Annotated in this window: 23 protein-coding genes; 8 read left to right on the forward strand and 15 right to left on the reverse strand. The window is 33.9% G+C overall.

Annotated features, from left to right (window positions below; translation table 11 throughout):
* Positions 1–272 precede the first annotated feature (272 nt).
* The gene (locus tag BJS11_RS01830; protein ID WP_069994387.1) at positions 273–1,778 is read left to right on the forward strand and encodes a peptide MFS transporter; all 1,506 of its coding nucleotides are present in this window, start codon (positions 273–275) and stop codon (positions 1,776–1,778) included.
* Positions 1,779–1,961: 183 nt separating this feature from the next.
* On the opposite strand, the gene BJS11_RS13245 is transcribed toward BJS11_RS01830, so the two are convergent.
* A complete protein-coding gene (locus BJS11_RS13245; protein WP_081333051.1) occupies positions 1,962–2,228 on the reverse strand; it encodes a Txe/YoeB family addiction module toxin in 267 nt (88 codons plus the stop codon).
* Positions 2,221–2,475 (reverse strand): type II toxin-antitoxin system Phd/YefM family antitoxin, encoded by a 255-nt coding sequence (locus BJS11_RS01835; RefSeq protein WP_069994386.1) that lies wholly within the window; start codon positions 2,473–2,475, stop codon positions 2,221–2,223. The genes BJS11_RS13245 and BJS11_RS01835 overlap by 8 nt, the downstream gene beginning before the upstream one ends.
* Before the next feature lie 237 nt (positions 2,476–2,712).
* Between BJS11_RS01835 and BJS11_RS01840 the strand changes: the two genes are divergently transcribed.
* Entirely contained in the window at positions 2,713–3,666 is a 954-nt protein-coding gene (locus tag BJS11_RS01840; RefSeq protein WP_069994385.1) for a diacylglycerol/lipid kinase family protein, read from the forward strand.
* Positions 3,667–3,716: 50 nt separating this feature from the next.
* Here BJS11_RS01840 and BJS11_RS01845 read toward each other — a convergent pair whose 3' ends face one another.
* From BJS11_RS01845 to BJS11_RS01870, 6 genes are all read right to left on the reverse strand, one after another.
* Positions 3,717–4,265: a 5' nucleotidase, NT5C type gene (locus BJS11_RS01845; RefSeq protein ID WP_069994384.1), complete on the reverse strand. Its 549-nt coding sequence runs from the start codon at positions 4,263–4,265 to the stop codon at positions 3,717–3,719.
* Positions 4,266–4,398: 133 nt separating this feature from the next.
* Positions 4,399–5,454, reverse strand: coding sequence for a histidinol-phosphate transaminase (gene hisC, locus BJS11_RS01850; RefSeq protein ID WP_069994383.1), 1,056 nt, complete (start codon positions 5,452–5,454; stop codon positions 4,399–4,401).
* Between the two features lie 365 nt (positions 5,455–5,819).
* Positions 5,820–7,340 carry an ABC transporter permease/substrate-binding protein gene (locus BJS11_RS01855; RefSeq protein ID WP_069994382.1) on the reverse strand — a complete coding sequence of 507 codons (1,521 nt, stop codon included), beginning with the start codon at positions 7,338–7,340 and terminating at the stop codon, positions 5,820–5,822.
* Entirely contained in the window at positions 7,337–8,302 is a 966-nt protein-coding gene (locus tag BJS11_RS01860) for an ABC transporter ATP-binding protein (protein ID WP_069994381.1), read from the reverse strand. The genes BJS11_RS01855 and BJS11_RS01860 overlap by 4 nt, the downstream gene beginning before the upstream one ends.
* Before the next feature lie 311 nt (positions 8,303–8,613).
* Positions 8,614–10,392 (reverse strand): DNA helicase RecQ, encoded by a 1,779-nt coding sequence (gene recQ, locus BJS11_RS01865; RefSeq protein WP_069994380.1) that lies wholly within the window; start codon positions 10,390–10,392, stop codon positions 8,614–8,616.
* A 13-nt stretch (positions 10,393–10,405) separates the two neighbouring features.
* The gene (locus BJS11_RS01870; protein WP_069994379.1) at positions 10,406–12,286 is read right to left on the reverse strand and encodes an ABC-F family ATP-binding cassette domain-containing protein; all 1,881 of its coding nucleotides are present in this window, start codon (positions 12,284–12,286) and stop codon (positions 10,406–10,408) included.
* A gap of 112 nt (positions 12,287–12,398) precedes the next feature.
* Here BJS11_RS01870 and BJS11_RS01875 point away from each other — a divergent pair, with 112 nt between their 5' ends.
* On the forward strand, positions 12,399–13,217 hold the full coding sequence (locus tag BJS11_RS01875) for a ZIP family metal transporter (protein ID WP_069994378.1): 819 nt from the start codon (positions 12,399–12,401) through the stop codon (positions 13,215–13,217).
* Positions 13,218–13,312: 95 nt separating this feature from the next.
* Here BJS11_RS01875 and ltaS read toward each other — a convergent pair whose 3' ends face one another.
* The 7 genes from ltaS to BJS11_RS01905 form a co-directional block, all read right to left on the reverse strand.
* Entirely contained in the window at positions 13,313–15,253 is a 1,941-nt protein-coding gene (gene ltaS, locus BJS11_RS01880; RefSeq protein ID WP_069994377.1) for a polyglycerol-phosphate lipoteichoic acid synthase LtaS, read from the reverse strand.
* A gap of 4 nt (positions 15,254–15,257) precedes the next feature.
* Positions 15,258–15,398, reverse strand: coding sequence for a hypothetical protein (locus tag BJS11_RS13680; RefSeq protein WP_159427246.1), 141 nt, complete (start codon positions 15,396–15,398; stop codon positions 15,258–15,260).
* A gap of 509 nt (positions 15,399–15,907) precedes the next feature.
* Positions 15,908–16,912, reverse strand: coding sequence for a 5-oxoprolinase subunit C family protein (locus BJS11_RS01885; protein ID WP_069994376.1), 1,005 nt, complete (start codon positions 16,910–16,912; stop codon positions 15,908–15,910).
* A complete protein-coding gene (locus tag BJS11_RS01890; RefSeq protein ID WP_069994375.1) occupies positions 16,900–17,607 on the reverse strand; it encodes a 5-oxoprolinase subunit B family protein in 708 nt (235 codons plus the stop codon). Before BJS11_RS01890 ends, BJS11_RS01885 begins: the two co-directional genes overlap by 13 nt.
* Before the next feature lie 353 nt (positions 17,608–17,960).
* The gene (locus tag BJS11_RS01895; RefSeq protein ID WP_069994374.1) at positions 17,961–18,569 is read right to left on the reverse strand and encodes an aminotransferase class IV; all 609 of its coding nucleotides are present in this window, start codon (positions 18,567–18,569) and stop codon (positions 17,961–17,963) included.
* A complete protein-coding gene (locus tag BJS11_RS01900) occupies positions 18,569–19,711 on the reverse strand; it encodes a chorismate-binding protein (RefSeq protein WP_069994373.1) in 1,143 nt (380 codons plus the stop codon). The genes BJS11_RS01895 and BJS11_RS01900 overlap by 1 nt, the downstream gene beginning before the upstream one ends.
* On the reverse strand, positions 19,695–20,288 hold the full coding sequence (locus tag BJS11_RS01905; RefSeq protein WP_069994372.1) for an anthranilate synthase component II: 594 nt from the start codon (positions 20,286–20,288) through the stop codon (positions 19,695–19,697). Before BJS11_RS01905 ends, BJS11_RS01900 begins: the two co-directional genes overlap by 17 nt.
* Before the next feature lie 249 nt (positions 20,289–20,537).
* Between BJS11_RS01905 and queC the strand changes: the two genes are divergently transcribed.
* The 5 genes from queC to BJS11_RS01930 all read left to right on the forward strand — a co-directional run bounded on the left by queC (position 20,538) and on the right by BJS11_RS01930 (position 23,496).
* On the forward strand, positions 20,538–21,209 hold the full coding sequence (queC, locus tag BJS11_RS01910) for a 7-cyano-7-deazaguanine synthase QueC (protein WP_069994371.1): 672 nt from the start codon (positions 20,538–20,540) through the stop codon (positions 21,207–21,209).
* A 2-nt stretch (positions 21,210–21,211) separates the two neighbouring features.
* Entirely contained in the window at positions 21,212–21,637 is a 426-nt protein-coding gene (gene queD, locus BJS11_RS01915) for a 6-carboxytetrahydropterin synthase QueD (RefSeq protein ID WP_069994370.1), read from the forward strand.
* On the forward strand, positions 21,630–22,346 hold the full coding sequence (gene queE, locus BJS11_RS01920; RefSeq protein ID WP_069994369.1) for a 7-carboxy-7-deazaguanine synthase QueE: 717 nt from the start codon (positions 21,630–21,632) through the stop codon (positions 22,344–22,346). Before queD ends, queE begins: the two co-directional genes overlap by 8 nt.
* 240 nt (positions 22,347–22,586) lie before the next feature.
* On the forward strand, positions 22,587–23,180 hold the full coding sequence (locus tag BJS11_RS01925) for a hypothetical protein (RefSeq protein ID WP_069994368.1): 594 nt from the start codon (positions 22,587–22,589) through the stop codon (positions 23,178–23,180).
* 64 nt (positions 23,181–23,244) lie between these two features.
* On the forward strand, positions 23,245–23,496 hold the full coding sequence (locus tag BJS11_RS01930; RefSeq protein WP_069994367.1) for a GlsB/YeaQ/YmgE family stress response membrane protein: 252 nt from the start codon (positions 23,245–23,247) through the stop codon (positions 23,494–23,496).
* Positions 23,497–23,556 lie beyond the last annotated feature (60 nt).

Raw genomic sequence — 23,556 nt, forward strand, 5'->3', positions numbered from 1 at the left:
TTTCTTTGTACATTACAGTTTATTTATTCGAACATTACTGCATGCACACTTGCTTTACAACACAACTGATAACACTCAATTCAATTCAGTTCAAATTAAACTTTAGTGTTGTAAATTATAATAATTCAATTTTAAAGTACAAGAATTTATTCTCTCTAAAATCTGAATGTTCCGAATTTTCTTATTTTGAGAATATTATTGCAATTTAAATTAATTAAGCGTAAAATCTTTTTTATACATTTTATTGGGGCAAGAAAGGACGGGAATGTTTTATGCAAGACAAATACATACAACATGAACAAGCAGCTAAATCTATTCCACAAAAAGGATTTTTTGGACATCCAAAAGGACTCGGGGTGTTATTCTTTGTAGAGTTTTGGGAGCGTTTTAGCTATTATGGCATGCGTGCGCTACTCATTTTTTATATGTACTTTGCGATAAAAGATGGTGGGCTAGGCATGGATAAAGGGACAGCACAGTCGGTTATGGCTGTATATGGTGCCCTTATTTATATGACTTCCGTACTAGGCGGTTGGATTTCAGATAGAATTACTGGTACACGTGCCGCTACTTTTTACGGTGGTGTCTTAATCATTATTGGTCATATATTCTTAAGTTTACCTTTAGATATCATAGGTTTATTTATTTCTATGTTCTTCATTATCGTCGGGTCTGGACTCATGAAACCAAGTATTTCAAATATCGTGGGTAGACTTTATCCTGAAAATGACACACGTATCGACGCTGGATTTGTTATTTTCTACATGTCAGTCAATTTAGGTGGTCTACTTTCACCATTAATTCTAGATCGTTTTGTCGGTTCAGGAAACTTCCACTCTGGATTCCTTATCGCAGCTGTTGGTATGGCTTTAGGCCTTGTTTGGTATATGATTTTCAATAAGAAAAATATCGGTGAAGTCGGCACTATACCAACCAACCCATTAAACCAAAGTGAAAAGAAAAAATATGGTTTAATATTTGTCGCTGCAATTGCAATCATCGCGGCCGTATTAATCATTACAGGATTAACTGGTACGCTATCATTTAATATTGTAAGTACAGCAGTCTTAGTACTTGGTGTCGCACTACCAATTATTTATTTCACTATCATGATTCGTAGTAAGGAAGTAACTGACGATGAACGTTCACGCGTTATTTCGTTTATACCGCTATTCATTTTAGGCGTTGTATTCTGGTCTATTCAAGAACAAGGTGCAAACGTACTTAATTTATTTGCATTTGAAAGTAGTGATATGAAATTAAACATTTTCGGTTGGAAAGCTGATTTTGGACCTGCACTCTTCCAATCGATTAATCCATTATTTATTGTGTTATTAGCACCAGTCATTTCACTCATTTGGGCAAAAATGGCACGCCGTCAACCAAGCTTAGCAACTAAATTTGTACTTGGGGCAACACTCGCAGGTGCATCTTATATTATGATTGGCTTAATCGGCCATACAGTGGGTAATGATTTAAGCGTAAACTGGGTTATTCTATCTTATATCATATGTGTAATTGGTGAATTGTGTTTATCTCCTACAGGTAATAGTGCAGCAGTAAAACTAGCACCAAAGGCATTCAACACACAAATGATGAGTTTATGGCTTTTGACAAATGCCTGTGCGCAAGCTATTAATGGTACATTGGTAAAACTTATCGAACCGCTTGGCTATAAAAACTACTTTCTATTCTTAGGTGGTATCGCAATTGTAGTCAGTCTTATCATCCTTGCCTTTGTTCCTAAAATTGTAAAAGGCATGCGCGGCATCAAGTAATTACATTAGGCATCCATCATTATATACAATGATGTTAAATTGCATTATTTCAGATTACTAAGTTCAAAATTTAAAAAATCACCATTTCCTTTAATTCAATTAAGTGGAAATGGTGATTTTTTGTTACTCAATAATGTTGTCCCTCATTACAGGTACTAATCAATAACGACGTAATCATTCGTCTTAATAGTGATATCTACAAGATATAATGATAATATGATTGTCTATAATTGTGTAAACTAATCTATGTTCATGATTAATTCTTCTACTACAGTCCCCTTTTAAATTTCCAATCAAGAGCTCAGGTTTACCTTCACCGTCCAAAATACCCTCGCGTTGTATACTTTTGATTAAACTATTGATCTTCTTCATCAATTTTCTATCCTGAAGTTGCCAATATTGATAATCTCTAAACGTTGAATATGTAAAAGTGATATTGTAGTTACTCATAATCGTCAATATCTACTTCCATCATATAAGCTTTTTCAACTTCAGCTATTGATTGAGCAAGATGTTGCGCATTAGCCGGGGTCTGTTGTAAATAGAGTGTTTCCATAATAGCATTATAATCATCTTCCCCCATTAGTACTGCGTTACGGTCATTTGTAGTAATTGTTACTATATCATTATCATCATTCACTTTATCAATCAGTTTTCTAAACGCTTTCCGTGCATTTGAATAAGTAATGATTGTCATCTTTAACCCTCCTTTTCTAGTTGAATTCCTTGTACAACTTTATGTACAAGGAATTTAGATATTAAAGATATGTTAGGATTCCGAAATGTACTACATAAAAACAAACACTTTAAGGTCCTTGATTATACTGTATAAAAAGGATATATATCGGTACTTTTATAATATATTTAATTATAGTTAAAAACGGGTACACAGGTATATGACGTAATTAAATTCAAGAGAAATATGGTGAATAGAATGACGAATAAAAAATATACACATGGCGTATTATTTTACCATGAACATTCAGGTATTAAAGACATATATCGAGGTTTAGGAGATGTTGCGACATCCTTAACAACTTTCTGTAAACATTTATCGATACAGTTAAGTGAGAATGAAGGTGACATCATTGCCTTTTGTAAAAAAATAAAAGATCAAAGCTATAGTGATGATGTAGATATTGTTTTCATTCTAGGTGGTGATGGCACAGTTAATGAATTAATCAATGGCGTAATGGAAAGTGAATTAGATGTACCAATTGGCATTATTCCAGGCGGTACTTTTAATGATTTTACAAAAACGCTCAATCTTAGCCCTCGTCATAAAATTGCTAGCCAACAATTAATCTCATCAGAATTAAAATCCTATGACGTGATGAAAGTAAATGGTCAATATGCCTTGAACTTTGTCGGTCTTGGACTGATTGTGCAGAATGCAGAAAATGTTCAAAATGGTAACAAAGATGTCTTCGGTAAACTTAGTTATGTTGGTTCAACTGTTAAGACATTATTAAATCCTGAGCATTTTGATTATAAGATTACCGTCGATGATCAAACTGTCGAAGGCAATACTTCAATGTTAGCCGTTGCAAATGGCCCTTTTATCGGAGGCAGTCGTATACCATTAACTGACCTTTCGCCGAATGACGGTTACTTAAACACATTTGTATTTACTGAAGAACGAACAAGCGTCTTAAATGACATTTTCAAACAAAGAGATAGTATGAATTGGAATAACATGACAGATGGCATCAAGCATTTGCTATCTAAACATATTACTATCGAAACAGAACCACAGATGAAAGTTGATATAGATGGTGAAATTGCGTTACAGACACCACTTAATATTGAGGTCATTCCTAATGCAATTCGCATCTTAACATTGCCAGACAATGATGCGGCAGAACAAATTGAAACTGAAAATCCCTAAAAACATAAAAAGTGAGCACTCAACATTAGAGCGCTCATTTTTTCTTTTAATTAAATTTGATATTCACTATCTCCCAAGAAATAACGTTCTACATCTTTCCAATTATTGACACGTATGAATCGATCATCATTAATATTATGTGTTGCTGTATACATAATTGGTGTGCCTGTAAAGATACTTAATTGTCTTGGATTATCATCAATTAAATAGTCCGCGTTCACAATATTTTTACGTCCACAAAAGACGAATTGTTGTGGATCTAAAAATGGGAAGTATTCTCTTAACCAAGCATATTTATCGTGAAACGAAGTAGGTACGTCCATAGCAGCAGTAGCAATATATACATCATAATGCTCTGTCAGTTTTTTCACTACAGATTGTGCATCTGCCATTACTTCCAATTTCTTGAAAAACCCAGGCTCTCGTAAAATTTCAGTCAATAAACCATCATGTTCAGGCATCGCATGGCGCAACTTTTTACCATCTAACATGTCAATGGTAATACCTAAATCAGTACGCTTATTTACATCTTCAATCAAAGCACCTACCGTGTCAGCCAGCACTTCATCCATGTCAATCGCTATCGATTTTCTAGTCATGTACTACACTTCTCCCTTTAACTTCATAATCATTAACAAATTAAGTATAGCAAATATTTTTCAGTGAAATCAAAGTTACACATAATCACAGCATCAATAATGCTTTTTATATAAAACAATATTGCTTGCTCACTTAAAATTCAAAGGTTTCCAATACTTCTCTCATTGCAGCATTCTGTTCTGGGAAGCCAATTGTAATACGCACACCATTGGGAAACGCTCTAGTGATACATCCCACTTTTAATAACGCTTCATATAACACTTGGGGTTTATCCGTTTTGACGAACACAAAGTTAGTTTGACTTGGATAAAAGTGATTACTTTGCGCTAATTCAAAGAATTTCTCTCTCTCTTCAGCATTACGTGTACGAATGGATGACAAGTACGCTTGATCCTCGAACGCTGCTAAAGCTGCGTATTCTGACAAACGTCCCACATTGAATGGTGGTCGTATAATATTATATTTTTCAATTGCTTCTTTTGGTGCAATGACATAACCAATACGCATGCCTGCAAGTCCATATGCTTTAGAAAACGTACGTAAAAGGAAAGCATTGGCATGTTGTTGTTGTAACGCAAGTGTATCAGGAAAATCATCCGCTGTTACAAATTCCACATAAGCTTCATCAATGATGACTGGCACATGACTTGGCACATGATCTAAGAAATTGCTTAATGCTTCATGTGTAAAATAAGTACCTGTAGGATTATTAGGATTACACAACCAAACAAGTTTAGTGTCTTCATCAATTTCACTTAAAATACCTTCTAAATCAAATCCACCATTTTGCAATGGAACTTGGACAACATTTGCTGCTTCAACAATTGCATTATGATAATACTGTCCGAAAGTCATTTCACTTGTTACAATATTATCACCTGGTGTAAGTACCGCACGTGAAATCATTAAGATTACTTCATCTAAACCTGCGCCAAATAATATTCGAGCTGGATCAACATTAAGTTGCTTACTAATCGCTTCTTTGATTAATGGAGAACCTGTTTCAGGATAGTATTGTAGTTCATCTAAGTGTGCTTGAATCGCTTCATTGACCTTTGGAGACGGTCCATATAAATTTTCATTAGAAGCTAATTTATGTAACTCACCTTCAATACCATAGCTTTCTTTTAATGCGCGTGGCGATAATCCTGGTTCATAAGCTGAAAGTTGCTCAATTTGTTTTTTCATTGTTGCATCGGTCCTCCTTAAATTTACAGAAATTTCAAAACTTATTCACTATTATAAACACTTTTTCGCTTTGAAATCAATGTATCAATACAGTTTGTTCATGCCCAAAAATAAAATATGAGTTCAAAAAAAATGGAGCCTGGGAGATAAATAGATGTCTCAGGCTCTTATCAAATTAGGCAGTAGATGACTGAATTGAAAATATAAAGTCCCACTGCTTTAATTTAATAAGTTAGTGAGACTTATGCATGAGCTTCAGCTCAGGTAAACTTTTCAACCCTAGTCCTCCTTGCCGGGTGGGACTACGAAATCTTTATTAGAGAAATGGATTTCTGTCCCACTCGCATTTTTGAACTCATACTTAATTATTTGTGTTTAATGAGGTGGTGCTTTTCTAAATACGCTTTTGCAACTTGATAGGGATCTTCTTTTTTAACTGTCACTTTATAATTCATTTGTTGCATATCTTCATCTGAAATTTTACCTGCTAAACGATTTAATGGTTTCTTAATTTCTGGATGTTCTTTAAGATATGAAGTTTTAAACATCGGTGCGCCTTGATATGGTGGAAATACATGTTTATCATCTTTTAAGACAACCATATCGTATTGTTTCAATTCGGCATCTGTCGAATACGCGTCGATTAAGTTAATGTCACCATTTTCAATTGCTTGATAACGGAGTTTTGGTTCCATCGTCTTAACATTACCTAAATCAAGTCCATACGCTTTTTTAACTGCTGGATATCCATCACCACGATCATTAAATTCGAGTGTGAATCCAGGTTTAATTTGGTCACTTACTTTGTTCAAATCACCTATTGTTTTCAGATGATGTTTGTCTGCAAAATCCTTCTTCACTGCTAAAGCATACGTGTTGTTATACTTCATTGGTTGTAACATTGTCATATTGTATTTATTTTCAAGGCTAGATTTCGCTTGTTTATAGACTTTAGCTTCTTGTTTTGATTTCAAATCTTCTTTTGTCAATTCACCTAAGACTGTACCCGTAAATTCTAAATAACCATCAATATCGTCTGACTTTAATGCATTAAATAAGAAAGATGTTTTACCCATGCCATCTTTAACTTCTACGCGATTATCTGTTTCTTGCTCGATTAAAATTTTATACATATTTGTAATAATAGATGGCTCTGAGCCTAATTTACCTGCTAATGTCACTTTATCTCCTTTTTGTGCTAACATTGGTCCAATAATTACTAATAGTAATATAATGACAATTGCACCAAGTGAGATCAATAGTTTTTTATAGGATAATTTTTGCATATAACGGAGTACTAAATCGAATAAAATTGCTAATAAAGCTGCTGGAATAGCACCTATTAAAATCAGTGAAGAATCATTACGATCAATACCTAATAATATCAAGTCACCTAAACCGCCTGCACCTATTAATGCAGCTAAAGTTGCTGTACCAATGATAAGCACCATTGCAGTGCGTATACCTGCCATTATCACCGGCATCGCAATGGGTAACTCCACTTTAGTCAAACGACGTCCAGGCTTCATTCCAATCCCTTTAGCTGCTTCAACTAATGATCCATCAACCTCATTTATACCCGTATATGTATTTCTTAAAATAGGTAACAATGCATATACAACAAGTGCAATCACTGCTGGAACCTTTCCAATACCAAATAACGGAATCATCAAACCTAATAATGCAAGTGACGGTATCGTTTGTAGTACAGCAGCAATATTCATAATAATTTCAGCTAATTTACGCGTTTTTGTAAGATATATTCCTAAAGGCACTCCAATCAAAGCTGCAATGAGTAACGCTATAAATGATATTTGGATATGCTCAAAAATCGTAGTAATCAACTGTCCTCTACGCTCTGCAAGTGTGTGAAAGAGTTCATTCATGCGTGGTGCCCTCCTTCGTTACGACCTGATAACATTTCAAAAACATCTTGTCGTTTAAGTATATGTTGTGTTCCTGTTGACGAATCATCGATTATGATTGCTTCATGCGCTGCTAATTCTCGATAAATATCACTCACATATTGATTACTGTCGACGATAGGATAGCCTTGTTTAGCATCCCGTTCATTCAACATTAAACTTCCCGTTAATTCTGACAACTGTAGATCATTTACAGTACGCTTTAATTTATCGCCCATAAATTGTTTTACGAACTCATTTTTGGGATTTTTGATAAAACCGTCCGGCGTATCTATTTGTTCAACGTGTCCTTCGTTTAATAAACAAATGCGATCACCTAGTTTCATCGCTTCTTGAATATCATGCGTTACAAAAACAATTGTCTTCTTAATTTTTAATTGTAATTCAATCAAATCATCTTGCAATTTTTCACGGCTAATCGGATCTAACGCACTGAATGGCTCATCCATTAATATGACAGGAGGGTCAACGGCAAGCGCACGTATCACCCCTACACGTTGCTGTTGACCACCAGATAATTCGGCTGGTTTTCTATTTTTATAAATTTCTGGCTCCAAGCCTACCATATTCATCAACTCATTCACACGTTGATCTATTTTTTGCTCTGACCATTTCTTCATTTGTGGGACCTGAGCAATATTTTCCTTGATTGTCATATGTGGAAACAATGCGATTTGCTGCAGAACATAACCAATATCCCAACGCATTTCATATACTGGATAATCACTGATTGGTTTGTTATTAAAATAAATATAACCTTCTGAAAGTGAAATTAGACGGTTAATCATCTTTAAAGTTGTTGTCTTCCCACAACCCGAAGGTCCAATCAATACAAAAAATTCGCCTTCTTTGATATTAAAACTAATATCGTCAACAGCTTTTTTATCACCGTAACGCTTCACTACATTTTTAAATTCTATCACTTTGTCACCTTCACTCTTGTATGCGCATATGAATTAAATATACACTGCGCTTTTCATTTCATATTCCCTACTTTTCAATATTTCATGTAATTTTCATCAAATATTTCAACGCAAAGTACAGTCAACTACTGTTACCATTTATACAAAAAGCGAAGTTAACACTAGACAAAATCATATCCATGGTAAACGTCACACATAGAATATTAATGATTGTCAATTTAACTTCGCCTTTTTAAATAATTCGCGATTCACCGCTTATGATTTGTGATAATTATATACATATAACCAATAAAAATAAAATATTTCGCTTTTTAAATTTTAGCTTTATACGTTTGAATTTTCTCCAAAAACATCGGACAGTAATGTTTCAATTTATAGCTACCAACACCATCAATTAAAATCATTTCTTGCTTAGATTCCGGTTTTCTTTTGGCAAATTCTTCTAAAGTAAAATCAGAGAAAATGCTTACAGGTGGTATACTCAGTGAATCGCTTAATTGCTTACGCACATCTATTAATTCATCAAACAATGCGCGATCAACGCCTTCAACCGTATTGATATGAACTTTCTCTTTTGACTTACGCTTAAATGGTGTCGTATAAATTTTAATTTCATCATTTAATAATTTTTTTACGGAATTATCGCAAACAAGTATTTCATCATGCTCGTTTAAAAAACCTTTGAATCTTAATTCATCAATTAAATGACTTAAATCTGAAGTCGTATATTGTTTCATAATGCCATGTGTAGACAATTGATTATAATCACAGTATCGAATATAATCTGAATCTTCACCTCTAAGCACTTGTATAATGACACTATAACTTTCTTGTTGTTTCATACGCGCGATACAACTTACAATCATTTTGGCTTCATCAGTCATATCATACGTTTTATTCTCAACCACACAGTTACTACATTGTTCACATCCCTCTAACTTCTCATTAGGTTCAAAGTAATGTACAAGTGTCGCCTCTAAACATTTTTTAGTCTTGGTATAGAGCATCATTTTATTCAGTTTGTCGCCCATTTTATCTTTGTAATCTTCATCAGCTTTCGAGGAAGAAATAAAGTATTGATGCAAACCAATATCTCGTTCACTGAACAATAAAATACAATCACTTTTCAAACCGTCACGCCCTGCACGCCCCGCTTCTTGGTAATAAGATTCTAAGTCTCCAGGCATATTATAATGAATGACAAACCTCACATTTGATTTATCAATCCCCATACCAAACGCATTTGTAGCCACTACTACACGCACCCGATCATATACAAAGTCATTTTGTGCTGCTTCACGCTCTTTATTTGATAGGCCAGCGTGATAAATTGTACTATCGATACCCTTACTTTCTAAGGCTTCTTGTAATTCTTCTACTTGTTTACGTGTTGAACAATAGATGATACCTGCTGCATTTTTGTGCGTTTGCACATAGTCCATCACAAATTTCTGTCTTTGGTAAGTTGGGTTCACTTGAAAAACAAGGTTACGTCTTTTGGTACTCGTTTTTATTTCATCATTTTTATCAATGTTCAAGCGTTCCATGATGTCTTTCTGAACTTCTATTGTTGCTGTTGCTGTTAATGCTACAATCGTAAAATCTTGCGGCAAGGCAAATACTTTATGAATAACATCTTGATAACTTGGTCTAAAATCATGGCCCCATTTAGAAATACAGTGTGCTTCATCAAACGCAACAAGATGAATCTTTAACTGTTGTAACAATCTGACAAAATACGCATTATCAAAACGTTCTGGTGCCACATATAAAAACTGAATTTTACCTTTTCTTAATTGTTCCTCAATTTCTTTTTGCTGTTTCTGCGTTAAACTACTGTTTAAATATGCTGCATGGATACCCATGGCCTTTAATTGATCAACTTGGTCTTTCATCAATGAGATTAACGGACTGATGACTATCGTTGTGCCGCCCATCATTAATCCCGGTACTTGATAACAAATTGATTTACCCCCACCAGTAGGTAGTACTCCTAGCACATTTTGATGATTCAATACTTTTGTTATGATTTCTTTTTGGCCTGGACGATATGTGTCATAGCCAAAATAATGCGATAAAGTTGACTCCATATTATAAAATCCCTCATTGTTCTTTTTGTTCTTCAAGTTCGCTCCATCTTGCAATATCATCTTCATATAGTGAATTCAAACTGCGTTGTTCTTCGCTCAATTCTTTAATTTTTGCATAATCTGAACTCGCCTCAACCATCTCTGCTTCTATTTCTTCTAAACGCTGTTCAGTTGTATCTATACGTTCAACAATCATCTCATACTCTTTTTGCTCTTTATAAGACAATCCTTTTTTCTTTTTCTTTTCCACAGGTTGCTTAACTTTAGTTTGCTGTTTCTGTTGTTCTTTTAATTGATCTTGTTCTTTTTTATACGCTTCATAATCTTCAAATGTTCCAACGATGCGTTCTATTTGTCCATCATGGATGTACCAATATGATTGCGCTACTTTATTTAAAAAGTATCTATCATGACTCACGGTAATAACCGCACCACCAAATGTATCAACATAATCTTCGAGTATAGTGAGTGTTTCTGTATCTAAATCATTTGTTGGTTCGTCTAGCAATAGCACATTGGGTTGATGTACCAATAGTTTTAATAGGTACAAACGTTTTTGTTCGCCACCAGATAATTTATATACTTTCTTACCATGTGTAGAACTAGGGAATAAAAAGCGCTCAAGTAGCTGCGTAATTGAAACAGATGTACCATCTTTTTCCTTGGCAACTTCACTTTCTTCTCTCAAGTAATCAATCATTCTAATATCACGATCAAGTCGTTCTTCTGTTTGTTTAAAATAAGCTACTTTCACAGTCTGCCCAATTTTCAGATTACCTTCGAAATCTTTATCTTCACCACTTAATATATTTAATAGTGTCGTTTTACCTGCACCATTGGGGCCAACAATACCAATTTGTTCACCGCTTTGAATAATCTGAGTGATATCTTCAAAAAGTGTTTTACCGTTAATACGTTTTGTCAGATGTTCCAATTCATACACTTGTTTACCAAGTCGTGAATAGGCCAGATTTAAAGAAGCTTTATCTTGTTGATGCTGATTTTTTACATCTTGTTCTAAATCTTCAAACCTGTTTTTACGTGCTTGTTGTTTTGTTGTACGCGCTTTAACGCCCGCTCTCATCCAGGCTAACTCTTTTTTATACAACGATTGCTGTTTCGCCTGCTGTTTTTGTTCTATAATTTCATTTTCAGCACGTTGTGCAATATAGTCTTCATAATTACCTGGATAGGTCGACAACTTACCTCGATCTAACTCTATAATGCGAGAAGATACTTCATTTAAAAAGTAGCGATCATGCGTGATGAATAATACTGTATGCGGATATTGTTTCACATAATTAATGAGCCAGTGGATTGATTCAAAATCTAAATGGTTCGTTGGCTCATCTAGTAATAATAAATCTGGTTGTTCAATAAGCGTTTTTGCTAATCCAACTCTTTTTTGTTGCCCACCTGACAGTTCACGTACATATTTTGTCGTATCATAAATCCCTAATTTAGACAAAATCGTTTTAATTTCAGCACTATAATCCCAAGCTTGATATGTATCCATCGCTTCTTGTGCTTTCATCATTTTCTGGAAATCTTCTTCACTTTGGGTTTCCGTATATTGATTCAATGCAGCTTCATATGTACGTATAATTTGTAACGTCTTCGTTTCTGAAGTTAACACTGCTTCAAACACAGTCATACCCTCATCAAACGTTTGTTTTTGCGAAGAGTAACGAATACGATATGCATTAGGATGTGATACTTCTGCATTAAAATCTTCATCCAATCCTGCAATGACTTTTAATAACGTACTTTTACCTGTTCCATTTATACCAACAAGTCCTATTTTTTCACCTTCAGAAATAGACAATTGTAAATCATCAAAAATGATTTTATCGGCATATGATTTATGTAAATGTTCAATTTTGTATGCTTCCATTGTCCAACATCCTTTTTAATATCGAAAATTATAATTATTTCTGTTAAACTTAATTTCAGTTCTATATATTATACACCTTTTTGAACTCAAATGATACAAAGGAGCAAAGCATATGTCAGAAATTTTCCAAGACTTACCTCCTTATATCCAAGCATTAATCGCAGGTATCATTACATGGCTACTAACTGCATTGGGCGCAGCAGCTGTATTTGTTTTTAAACGCGTCAATGACAAAATATTAAATTCTATGCAGGGATTTGCTGCTGGAATTATGATTGCAGCTAGTTTTTGGTCATTACTACAACCAGCTATAGATTATGGTGAAGGCTCTGCCTTTCCTTGGTTACCTGCAGCTATCGGTTTTCTATTGGGTGGATTTTTTATTCGTGCATTAGATTTAGTTATACCACATATACACCCAAACACCCAAGATAAGAACCAATACCATGAAGGTGTAGGCACAAAAAAACTCAATAAAAATACGCTACTTGTTTTAGCAATTACATTGCATAATATTCCTGAAGGATTATCGATAGGTGTCGCTTTCGGAGGTATTGTGGCAGGTAACGGACAAGCAACTTTCTTAGGTGCACTTGGATTAGCGATTGGTATCGGTATCCAAAATATTCCTGAAGGTGCAGCATTATCTATGCCTATTAGAGCAGCTGGTGCATCAAGATGGAAAGCATTTAATTATGGCCAAGCTTCAGCAATCGTTGAACCCATCTTCGCAACCATCGGGGCAGCAGCTGTACTTGTCATAACACCTATGTTACCTTATGCCTTAGCTTTCGCAGCTGGCGCAATGATATTTGTTGTAGTGGAAGAACTTATTCCTGACTCACAAGCGAGTAATAATACTGATTTAGCAACACTGAGTTTAATGATTGGTTTCACAATCATGATGATACTTGATGTTGCACTTGGATAAAGGTTCCATTTAAATATGTATAGGGAAATACAAATAATTTTCCTAATAAAAAAAGTGTTAACGAGCATATCATATCGCTCGTTAACACTTTTTTATTATTTTTTCTCTTGTCCTTTTGGACCTGTTTTATATTCATAGTTAGAAGGTTTAATTTTCTTGAAATCTGGGTTGTCGTAGAATCTTAACAAGTCACCATTAAGCACATCGTCACTCATTTGCAAGTCTTTTTCAGACTGTTGTTTACGTTTATCGAAGTCTTTAGGTTTCTCCGTCATAGGTTCATTATTCTTATTATCATAAATTCTACCATTTACATATTTATAATCTTTTGTGACAAAGTCACCATTTCTAAATGGTACCGTATCATTATGATCTTTAGATAATAAGTCTGTACCCATCATCAAGTAATTCTTCGAATCGATACCTAATAAGTGCAACATTGTAGGCATTACATCGGCTTGACCCGCATATGTTTTATCTACAGTACCTTCTTTACCAGGAATCTTCAACCAGAAACCAGTGCGATTTAAATCATTAAATTTAGCTGGTGTAATATCTTCACCTAATAATTTTTCCATTGCTTTGTTATGATTTTCTGAAATACCATAGTGGTCACCATAAATCATAATAACTGAATCATCATACAATCCTTTTTTCTTCAACTCGTTAACAAATTCTTCTAACGATTCATCTAAATATCTTGCTGTTTGAATATAACCATCAACTGTTGAGTCACCAGTATTAGGTTTTTCAATTGATGCATCTTCATCAGAAACTGTGAATGGATAATGGTTTGTCAACGTGATTAAGTGATTATAGAAAGGTTGTTTCTCTTTAGCTAAATAATCCGCAGACTCTTTAAAGAATTCTTTGTCTTTAAGACCCAAGTTTTCAATATTTTCTTCAGACATATCATAATAAGTTGCATCATAGAACTTATCTACACCGAAGTGTTTGTAAACTTGATCACGGTTCCAGAATGTTTTGTAATCACCGTGCATAACGCTAGATGTATAGCCTTGTTTCTGATCTAGGATTGCTGGCAGTGATTGGTAAGTGTTATCTCCTTTTAGAGAATACGCAGATCCTTGTGGTAAACCGAATAAACTGTTATCCATTGTAAACTCTGAATCTGATGTCTTACCTTGTCCAGTTTGATGATAGAAGTTTGGATAATATCTATATCCTTCTTTACCGGTAGAAAGTTTATTTAAAAATGGTGTTACTTCTTTACCATTTACTTTTTTATCAATTAAAAATGTTTGGAAACTTTCTAAGTGAATTTTAATAATATTTTTCTTTTTCGCTGCGCCGAAGTATTCTTTGTTCGGTTCAGTATTTTTTTGTTTTGTATAGTTTAATACTTTCGTTAAATCGTCTTCATTTGCTAAAGCTTTTTGTTGGTTATTTTGAATCGTTTTAACACCATCATAAACTGTGAAGTTAAATGGTCCCAAGTATTTAACTAAATATTTATGGTCAAACGTACGTGTCAGTAATTCTGGACGATCAGATTCTGCAAACGCTAAATTTAAGAAGAATAATGCTACTGATGCTGCCATTACGACAGGTACAAATTTTTTGCTAAATACGCGTTTATCAATCCAATTTTGTTTAAAAATCAATACAAATAAATAGATGATTGTATCAATGAAATATACAAAGTCGTACCATTTAAATGATGCAGTCACTGCACCACCCATAGATTCCACATTACCAACCTGATTTAAAGTACTGAATGTTAAAAAGTCAGAAAAGAATCTGAAGTATACGACATTGGCATATAGTAAGAATGTTAATAAGAATCCACCAATGAAGATGAACCAGAAGGCTTTCTTACCTTTGAAAAATAAAAATATACTTAGTACTAATGCAATTAAGCTGTATGGATTCATTAATAAGATTAAGTTCTGAACTAATCCCTTAACACCCAAAGAAAAATCAACATAGTATGAAAAATACGTTTTTAATGTAACAGTGAGCACTGTCAAAATAAAAAACGCAAAAAGAGTCAGTTTCTTTTTGTGTAAACTCATGTTCTTATCCCCCGATATAGATTAGTATAGGTTGTTTCGTTGGCCAACCTTCGTGCAATGGCAAGTTACGTGTAATTGTTGTTAAATTCTGACGATGCTTTCTGTCGTTTCTAGTCTTATAGTCATGCTTTAATTTAATATTCATAAAAATCTCGTTCATATGTAGATTTCAATTTATATATGTTAAGCATTAGTTCGATTTTTTCATTAGTTATCGTTCATTGTGTAATTTTTCTTAGATATAAATGTTATATCTAGCTAAAATTTCAAATGTTTTGTTTACAAATTAACTGAAGTTAATATCGTATTTACAAACAGTATAAGTTTGTAACACTTTCGTAACAAAACGCACATAGTTCAATTAATAAATATAAAGCAAACTAAGTGAAATATCAAGTAAAAACACACTTTTTCACACATTAATTTCCTTCATTAACGCTATGTTAACGCCTTATTAACGTACGATGAATCTATCATTAACTAAATAATACGCTTTTAAATTATACGCTGAAAATTGCACATAATAATCGGGCTTGGGTCGTATAGGTTTCTTTTAACTAACTTCCATAAATATACTCAAAAGAAAAAACTGCAATCTTTCATCTATATCAATGAAAGATCACAGTTTTAATTCAACTTTAAATACGATTGTCATTACTTCAACATCTCTAATTGCATACGATATTCGATACCATGGAACAATTGATTCAACCAATTTGTGTATTTAATAAGATTCTTCTCTGCACTTACCACATCTATGAATTGAAATTTCAATTTAGTACCTTGGTGTTTCTGACCTAACTTCGTTAAATGATAACTGGCAATCGTGCCAATTTGCGGATAACTTCCTAAAGTATAATGATCATTTAATAGTATAATCGGTGTGCCATCTCTTTTTACTTGAATCGTACCAATTTGAACGGATTGATGAGCCGGCATATCTTCGTAAAATGCTTTCACAGGCTTACCTTCAACATACATACCCACTCTATTAGCTTTGCTAGTCACTTTATACTCTCCTGAAGTAAAACGACTCAACGCTTTTTGCTCAAAATCTTCAGTACCTTTATTTTTTATTACATGGAACACATCCGACATGTAATTAAAAGAAAGTGCATAGCCATCGATGCCCCAATCGGTTTGATGAGACTCTTCTAAATTCTCAAATAGTTTATGATGTCGTTCGGTATAGTCACGTTTCATGTTGATTTCATCGCCTTTTTTCAACTTACGGCCATGAAACCCACCAATTTTCACTTTAAAATCCGTAGAAGTAGAACCAAGCCACTCTTCTAACTCGAAACCACCACCTACAGCTAAGTAAACTCTCGACGTATGTTTTGTCTCGGTAAACTCAAGTACATCGCCTTTTTCCATTAAGTAAAGTTTATTCGGCAATACATTCATGTGTGCCGTTTTCGCTTTAAAGCTACCACCACTCAATGCAATCAACGTTGGCTCCGTAAAACGAAAACTTGCCATTCTATTCGTCATTTCTAAAGTTGCTTCATTTTTATCATTGGCAACCAATCGATTCGCTATTTCATGAGACAATGGATCAAGCGCACCACCAGGAATCACCCCATCATGCTCATAGCCTGTTCTCCCAAAATCTTGAAAACTCGAGAAAAGACCTTCTCCTTCTATTATGATTGACATGGTTTAAAGCCTCCTAAATCCATTTCTTTCTCTGAAACCGACTTGAATACAACGTTATCTCCAAGTTTTAATTTAGTAAAATCTTCAAATTCGGGCGTAAATAACTTAACAGGTGTGTATCCAATAACTAACCAATCACCATATGTATCAGTCGTAGTGATGCCTGTCTTTTTACCTTCAATAATCACAGAACCTGCCGGAATGAAGGATTTATTTTCACCTGTATGATTCACAAAAAGGTGCTTATCCATGCCTGTTAAATATGGAAATCCTGGCGTATAACCCATCATAGAAACAAAATAATTTGGTTGTGTATGACGTTTGACAAATTTTTCAAAATTCATTTTATAATGTTTTAATAATGATTCTAAATCTGGGCCATACATACCACCATATACAACCGGAATTTCAATTGGGTCCATCGTATCTTCTTCATGTTTAATCTCTAATTGTACAGATTGAATTAATGCTTTCATATATAAAAATGGCGATTGAATATGATGGTGTTTAATCATGTCTCGCGCATCATAACAAATCATCATATCTGATTCAGTAGGCACAATTTCTGTAATAAATGGATAGTTTTTATCTGCTAAATACTTTTTTAATGCTAATAAATCTTCTGTTAAATCTTTAGAGACCTCTTTTTCTATAGAAACGACGATTGCTTGGTCTCCTTGGCTATATATTTTCATAGGTTCACCTCATAATTGTTACTATCGATAGAATACGTCTAGTGCTTGCGCCAAATAATATACGATTGCTTTCACGAGCAAATAAACAAAAATAAATTGAATTGCGCATGATACGGAAGCGATAAGTCGCGTTAAATATATGCTATCTTTCTGAATTAACAAACGGGTTCCCCAACGGGTAAACACAGAAATCAATATAATTATCAATGCCCAAATCAGTATCATCATGCTACTTCACTCACTATTCACATTTTTTCAGTATATCTTATTATTTATAAACTCTCGTTCTCTCGTTGCAATCTTTTGTTCCTTTATAGGACACCATGGTATACCTTGCTTTTACCTACTATATTCTATAGATAAATTTCTACCTCGGCAACCTCTCTCAAACTATTTATTAGAAAAAGCTGTGCCTCTCCACTGTTTAATTTGGATTTCAATTCGTTGACATCGTAATCCTTGAGAAAAAGTTTCCCTTGATCTAACATTTCTTGTCTCATGCATCCGCGTAAAAAGTCCTCTTGATATTTAGGCGTAAAATACTGACCTTTTTCCTTAATCATCACATTACCAATATCAAATTCTAAGATTTTACCATCTTCATTATATAGTAATACAAGATCAGTTTGATAATTATGCATTAAATGCGCTCTTTCTGAAGTTTTATTTATAATGTAATGTTGATTTACTTGTGACACTACTTGTTGCAATTTTGCAGTAAAACGTTGCTTATCAGTCATTTCAGCAATCACAGTATCCATCGTGCCATCTTTATTCAACAGTAGCTTCACTCTATATTTTCCAGTATTATGTTCACGCAATACAGTTTCTATACATTGTGTCCACTGTTGTTCATTAAAAATAAAACCTAAGGCTTCAGCCGAACGCATCATTCTTGATTTATGATATGACAATCTAGGGAAATCACCCTCATCTAATCGTATCGTTTCAAATAACTGCATTATAATCTCTCCAGTATTTTGGTTTTATCAAAAAATTCTTGAACCTCTTGTTCTGGTATTGAATCTATTGTAATGCCAGCACCAACACCATAAATAGCTTGATTATTTAAATATTGAATTGTACGAATTGGTACATTAAATATAGCCTTACCATTTGGATGTAATAAACCTATTGTCCCACAATATGCATATCTTGGCACTTGCTCTAACGTTTGAATATATTTCATTGTGTTAATCTTTGGTGCACCAGTAATGGACCCGCATGGAAATAGCGCACTTAGTATCTCCACCAACTGTGTAGTCTGTCTGACAGCACCTGTTACCATGGATGTCATTTGAAAAACTGTTTCGTATGTTTCTATATGAAATGGTTGATATACTTTGACTGTTCCAGTTTGCGCAATGCGACTCATATCATTACGCAACAAATCAACGATCATAACATTTTCAGCTTTATCTTTGGCAGACTGTATCAAGGACTTATAGTTTTGTTCATCTTCATATTCAGAATGTCCTCTCGCTATTGTTCCCTTCATCGGTTTACTCAATAGTATGTCATCTTTTTCTTTAAATGGACCTCGTTGGAAAAATAATTCTGGTGATAGTGACGCAATTTGCACGTCTTCCATATCAATTAACGCAGTATAAAATCCATGATTCTGTTGTAATAAACTATAATATAAATCTGCAATTGGATAGCGAATGTTATCCGTTAGCCTTGTAGTGTAATTGACTTGATATGTATGGCCTTCAATGATGGCCGCTTGTATTGCTCTAATATGTTCCTTTAATTGTGATGTTTTCAATTGAAAATGAAATCGACAATTACGTTGAGGATGTGACATCAAGGGTACGCTTGCCTCTTTGTCCACATGATTAAACACATAAGCTGCTGCGTATACATGCTTATGTTCAATTGGCACTGTTGCCATTTCAGGATTAAAATAAGTAGCTGCTTCATAAGGCAAATATAAAGCAACATACTTCCCTTTATGTTGTTGCTGCTCGGCAAATGTCACCACTTCTCCTACATCTTCAATACAGTATGCCACTTTTTGCTCCACACAACTAGATAAAAAATATTGATGACTTTCATATGTTGTTTCATCTAAATAATAACGATAATTAAAGTGTATTGGCATGATATACCTCCATAATATTTATAAATGATTGAATTTGTTCTATACCATATTCACTTAATATAGATTCTGGATGATATTGCACACCATAAATTGGTAAATGCTTATGTGCTATACCCATAATAATACCTTCATCATTGATGGCCGTAATTTTAAGCGATTCAGGAAAATTAGCTTGATTTGCTTTTAAAGAATGATAACGCATAACATGAAATGTTGCAGGCAGCCCTTGATAAATACCTGTGCCATCGTGTTTGATTTTGGTAGTATGACCGTGAATTGGCTTATCATTTTTTATAATCTCCCCACCAAAATAATCAACAATTTGTTGGAAACCTAAGCATATTCCTAAAAAGGGTACATGCTGTGCAAAATTTTTAATCACTTGATTTAATATGGGGTAATCTTTAGGAGTACCTGGTCCTGGTGAAATTACAATCGCATGTGGTTCTATTTCGTATATTCGTTCCACACTCACTTCATCAATATCTATAACTTTGACCTGCTTTGTATAACTTTGTTTGATATAGTCTACGATGTTATAGGTGAACGAATCTTTATTGTCAATTATAAGTATCATTTCGTCTCCTCTTTTTAAATTATTCATTAGTCTGTTATACTTATTATCACAAATATTAACTTGATTTTACAGTTTAAATATATTATTCTAAATCACGTTGTAAATGAATATAAAGAGGTTCCTAGCTGATACCCTCTATAAAAAACTAGACACTAGCACGACGTCTGTCTTTTATAGAGATAGACGTTTTTTTGCGTTATGCCACTCGTCTATACGGCTAGTCTAACCATTAAAAGGAGTGCACGAAAAATGTCTCAACAATCATTAGATAATCAAAAAGCCGTCGTCGTATTTAGCGGAGGCCAAGATAGCACGACTTGTTTATTTTGGGCTAAAAAGCATTTCGAACATGTAGAACTTGTTACCTTTGCCTACGGACAGCGCCACGATACAGAATTAGAAGTTGCAAAACAAATCGCAAAAGAACAAAACGTTAAGCACCATTTATTAGATATGTCATTATTATCGCAATTAACACCAAATGCTTTAACACAACACAATATGGACATAGAAATCGGCGATGATGGTATACCAAATACGTTCGTCCCTGCAAGAAATTTATTATTTTTATCATTTGCTGGTGCTTTAGCATATCAAATCAATGCCAAACATATTATTACAGGTGTCTGTGAAACAGATTTTTCAGGTTATCCAGATTGCAGAGATCAATTTATTAAATCTATGAATGTCACACTGTCATTGTCTATGGATAAAGACTTTGTGATTCACACACCATTAATGTGGCTAGATAAAAAAGAAACATGGGCATTAAGCGATGAACTTGGTGCTTTAGATTATATTCGCTATAACACCCTAACATGTTATAACGGAATAATTGGCGAAGGTTGCGGTACATGCCCAGCTTGTGAACTTAGAGCCAATGGATTAAATTCGTATTTAGTCGAAAAAGGAGTTCAATAATAATGTTTCAACAAAATTATCCAAGTATCCAACACCCTTATGCATTTGAGCTAAATAAAGATTTCAATTTTTCTGCTGCACATTATATCCCAGGTGAAGATGCAGGTAAATGTATGCGTACGCACGGTCACACCTATTTTGTTAATCTAACTATTGCTGGTGACGTATTAGATCACAATGGTTTTTTAGTGAACTTCAGCGAACTGAAACAACTTGTACATGGCCAATTTGACCATTATTTACTGAATGACTTACCACAATTTTCCGGAAAAAGCCCTTCGACTGAAATTGTTGCACAAACAATCTATGAAATGGTTCAAAGTTCCTTAGACGCACGTGATAATCAACCAAAATGTTTACAAGTTTATGTAAGAGAAACACCTACTAGTTATGTTGTTTATCGACCAAAGGAGCATCGTCATGAGTAAAATACCTGTTTTAGAGATTTTCGGTCCAACGATACAAGGTGAAGGCCGCGTCATTGGCCGTAAGACCATGTTTGTACGTACAGCAGGTTGTGATTATCGCTGTAGTTGGTGTGATTCAAGCTTTACATGGGATGGCAGTGCTAAAGAAGATATTCAAATGATGACTGCCGAAGATATTTATAATGCCCTATACGAGATTGCTGGTGACACATTTAATCATGTAACGATTTCAGGCGGTAACCCTGCCTTAATTAAAGGCATTCAAGAATTAGTTGATTTATTTGATGAGAAAGGTATTTATAGCGCATTGGAAACACAAGGTAGTAAATTCCAACCCTGGATGACACAAATTGACGATTTAACAATCAGTCCAAAACCTCCAAGTTCCATGATGAAACCAAACTTACCTTTATTAGATGAAGTGATTGAACAATGTGTACCAGAATCATTAAATTTAAAAGTAGTCGTATTCGATGATACCGATTATGACTTTGCAAAAATGATTCACCACCGCTATCCTACTATCCCCTTCTATTTACAAGTTGGTAATCCTTACCTCGACGGAGAATATGTAGAAGCACACACTGAAAAATTATTATCTTTATATGAAACGTTAGTAGATCGCGTTATGGTGAGTAGCGATATGAATAATGTGTATGTCTTACCTCAGTTACACACACTATTATGGAGTAATAAAAAAGGTGTTTAAATTGAGTATTTCATGCGATTCGTTGTATAATGCTTTTTGTCTATATAACGAGTCGCTTTTTAATTTGTATTAACAATTATATCGTTGAGCATCGAGATATAGCATATTTTTATCATCATAATCATTAAACGATTTTAATTTGTTTTTTAGCATATTTAAAATTAAAATATCTAATTAAATGATTTGCTTTAACTTAATTGCTATAATGTTGCAGTGAAGTATCTAGGTTAGGAGAGCACCATGCTGATTAATATAATTATAAATATAGCTACGATATTAGTCATTCTTGGCATTGATTTATATCGTCAGAATTTTAAACAACTTAAGTTTAGCTCTATACTAATTGCAATAAGCCTGAATGGCATAATTAATTTATACCTAGTCGGTGAATATGATTACATCGCATTTTATACATGCGGTCAACTTATCATTTGGACGTTATTACAATTGTACTTAAACTATAAAATAGGTACTTTTAATATTTCTAACCAAAAATTTATTGCAGGTATTTTCACGATAATAATAAGTACATCACTTATACTTACATATAGTACAAGTCATGATTCATATTATATGTCTATTCCATATCTGGCTCCTGCTATTTTCTTATTCGGTGCTATTTTACTTTTCTATAGTACATTTCAACCACAAGAAAAAGCACAATTAAAATTAATGAACCGTATTAAACACCCTATTCTCGTGGGTCATATTAGTATTTTATTATCCTTTACAATCATGACGTTACTTACGCCATATTGGTATGCATTTATTATTATTCATTTATTGTTCATATTATTTTTATTTTGGCAGAATATATTTTTTTATCATAAATGATTAAGATAATATTTTTTGTGGTATATATTAACAATTAAATATATATCAAAGGAGGTTAATTCATATGGGCTTTATTCTTATGTTAATTGTCGGCGGATTAATCGGTTGGATTGCTGGCGGCATTTTAGGTAGAGATATTCCAGGTGGTATTTTAGGTAATATTATCGCTGGTATCGTTGGTGCATGGCTTGGATCATTAATTTTTGGTGATTGGGGCTGGCACTTAGGTGGCATCGCGATATTCCCTGCACTTATCGGAACGATTATCTTAGTTGCACTCGTTTCATTTATTCTAGGTAAATTACGCAAAAAATAATATTCATTTAATACACAGTGAGACAGAAATCTAACTAAAAAAGGTTTCATTGTCCACCCT

The organism is Staphylococcus caeli (assembly GCF_900097965.1).
In the GTDB taxonomy this organism is placed as follows: Bacteria; Bacillota; Bacilli; order Staphylococcales; family Staphylococcaceae; genus Staphylococcus; species Staphylococcus caeli.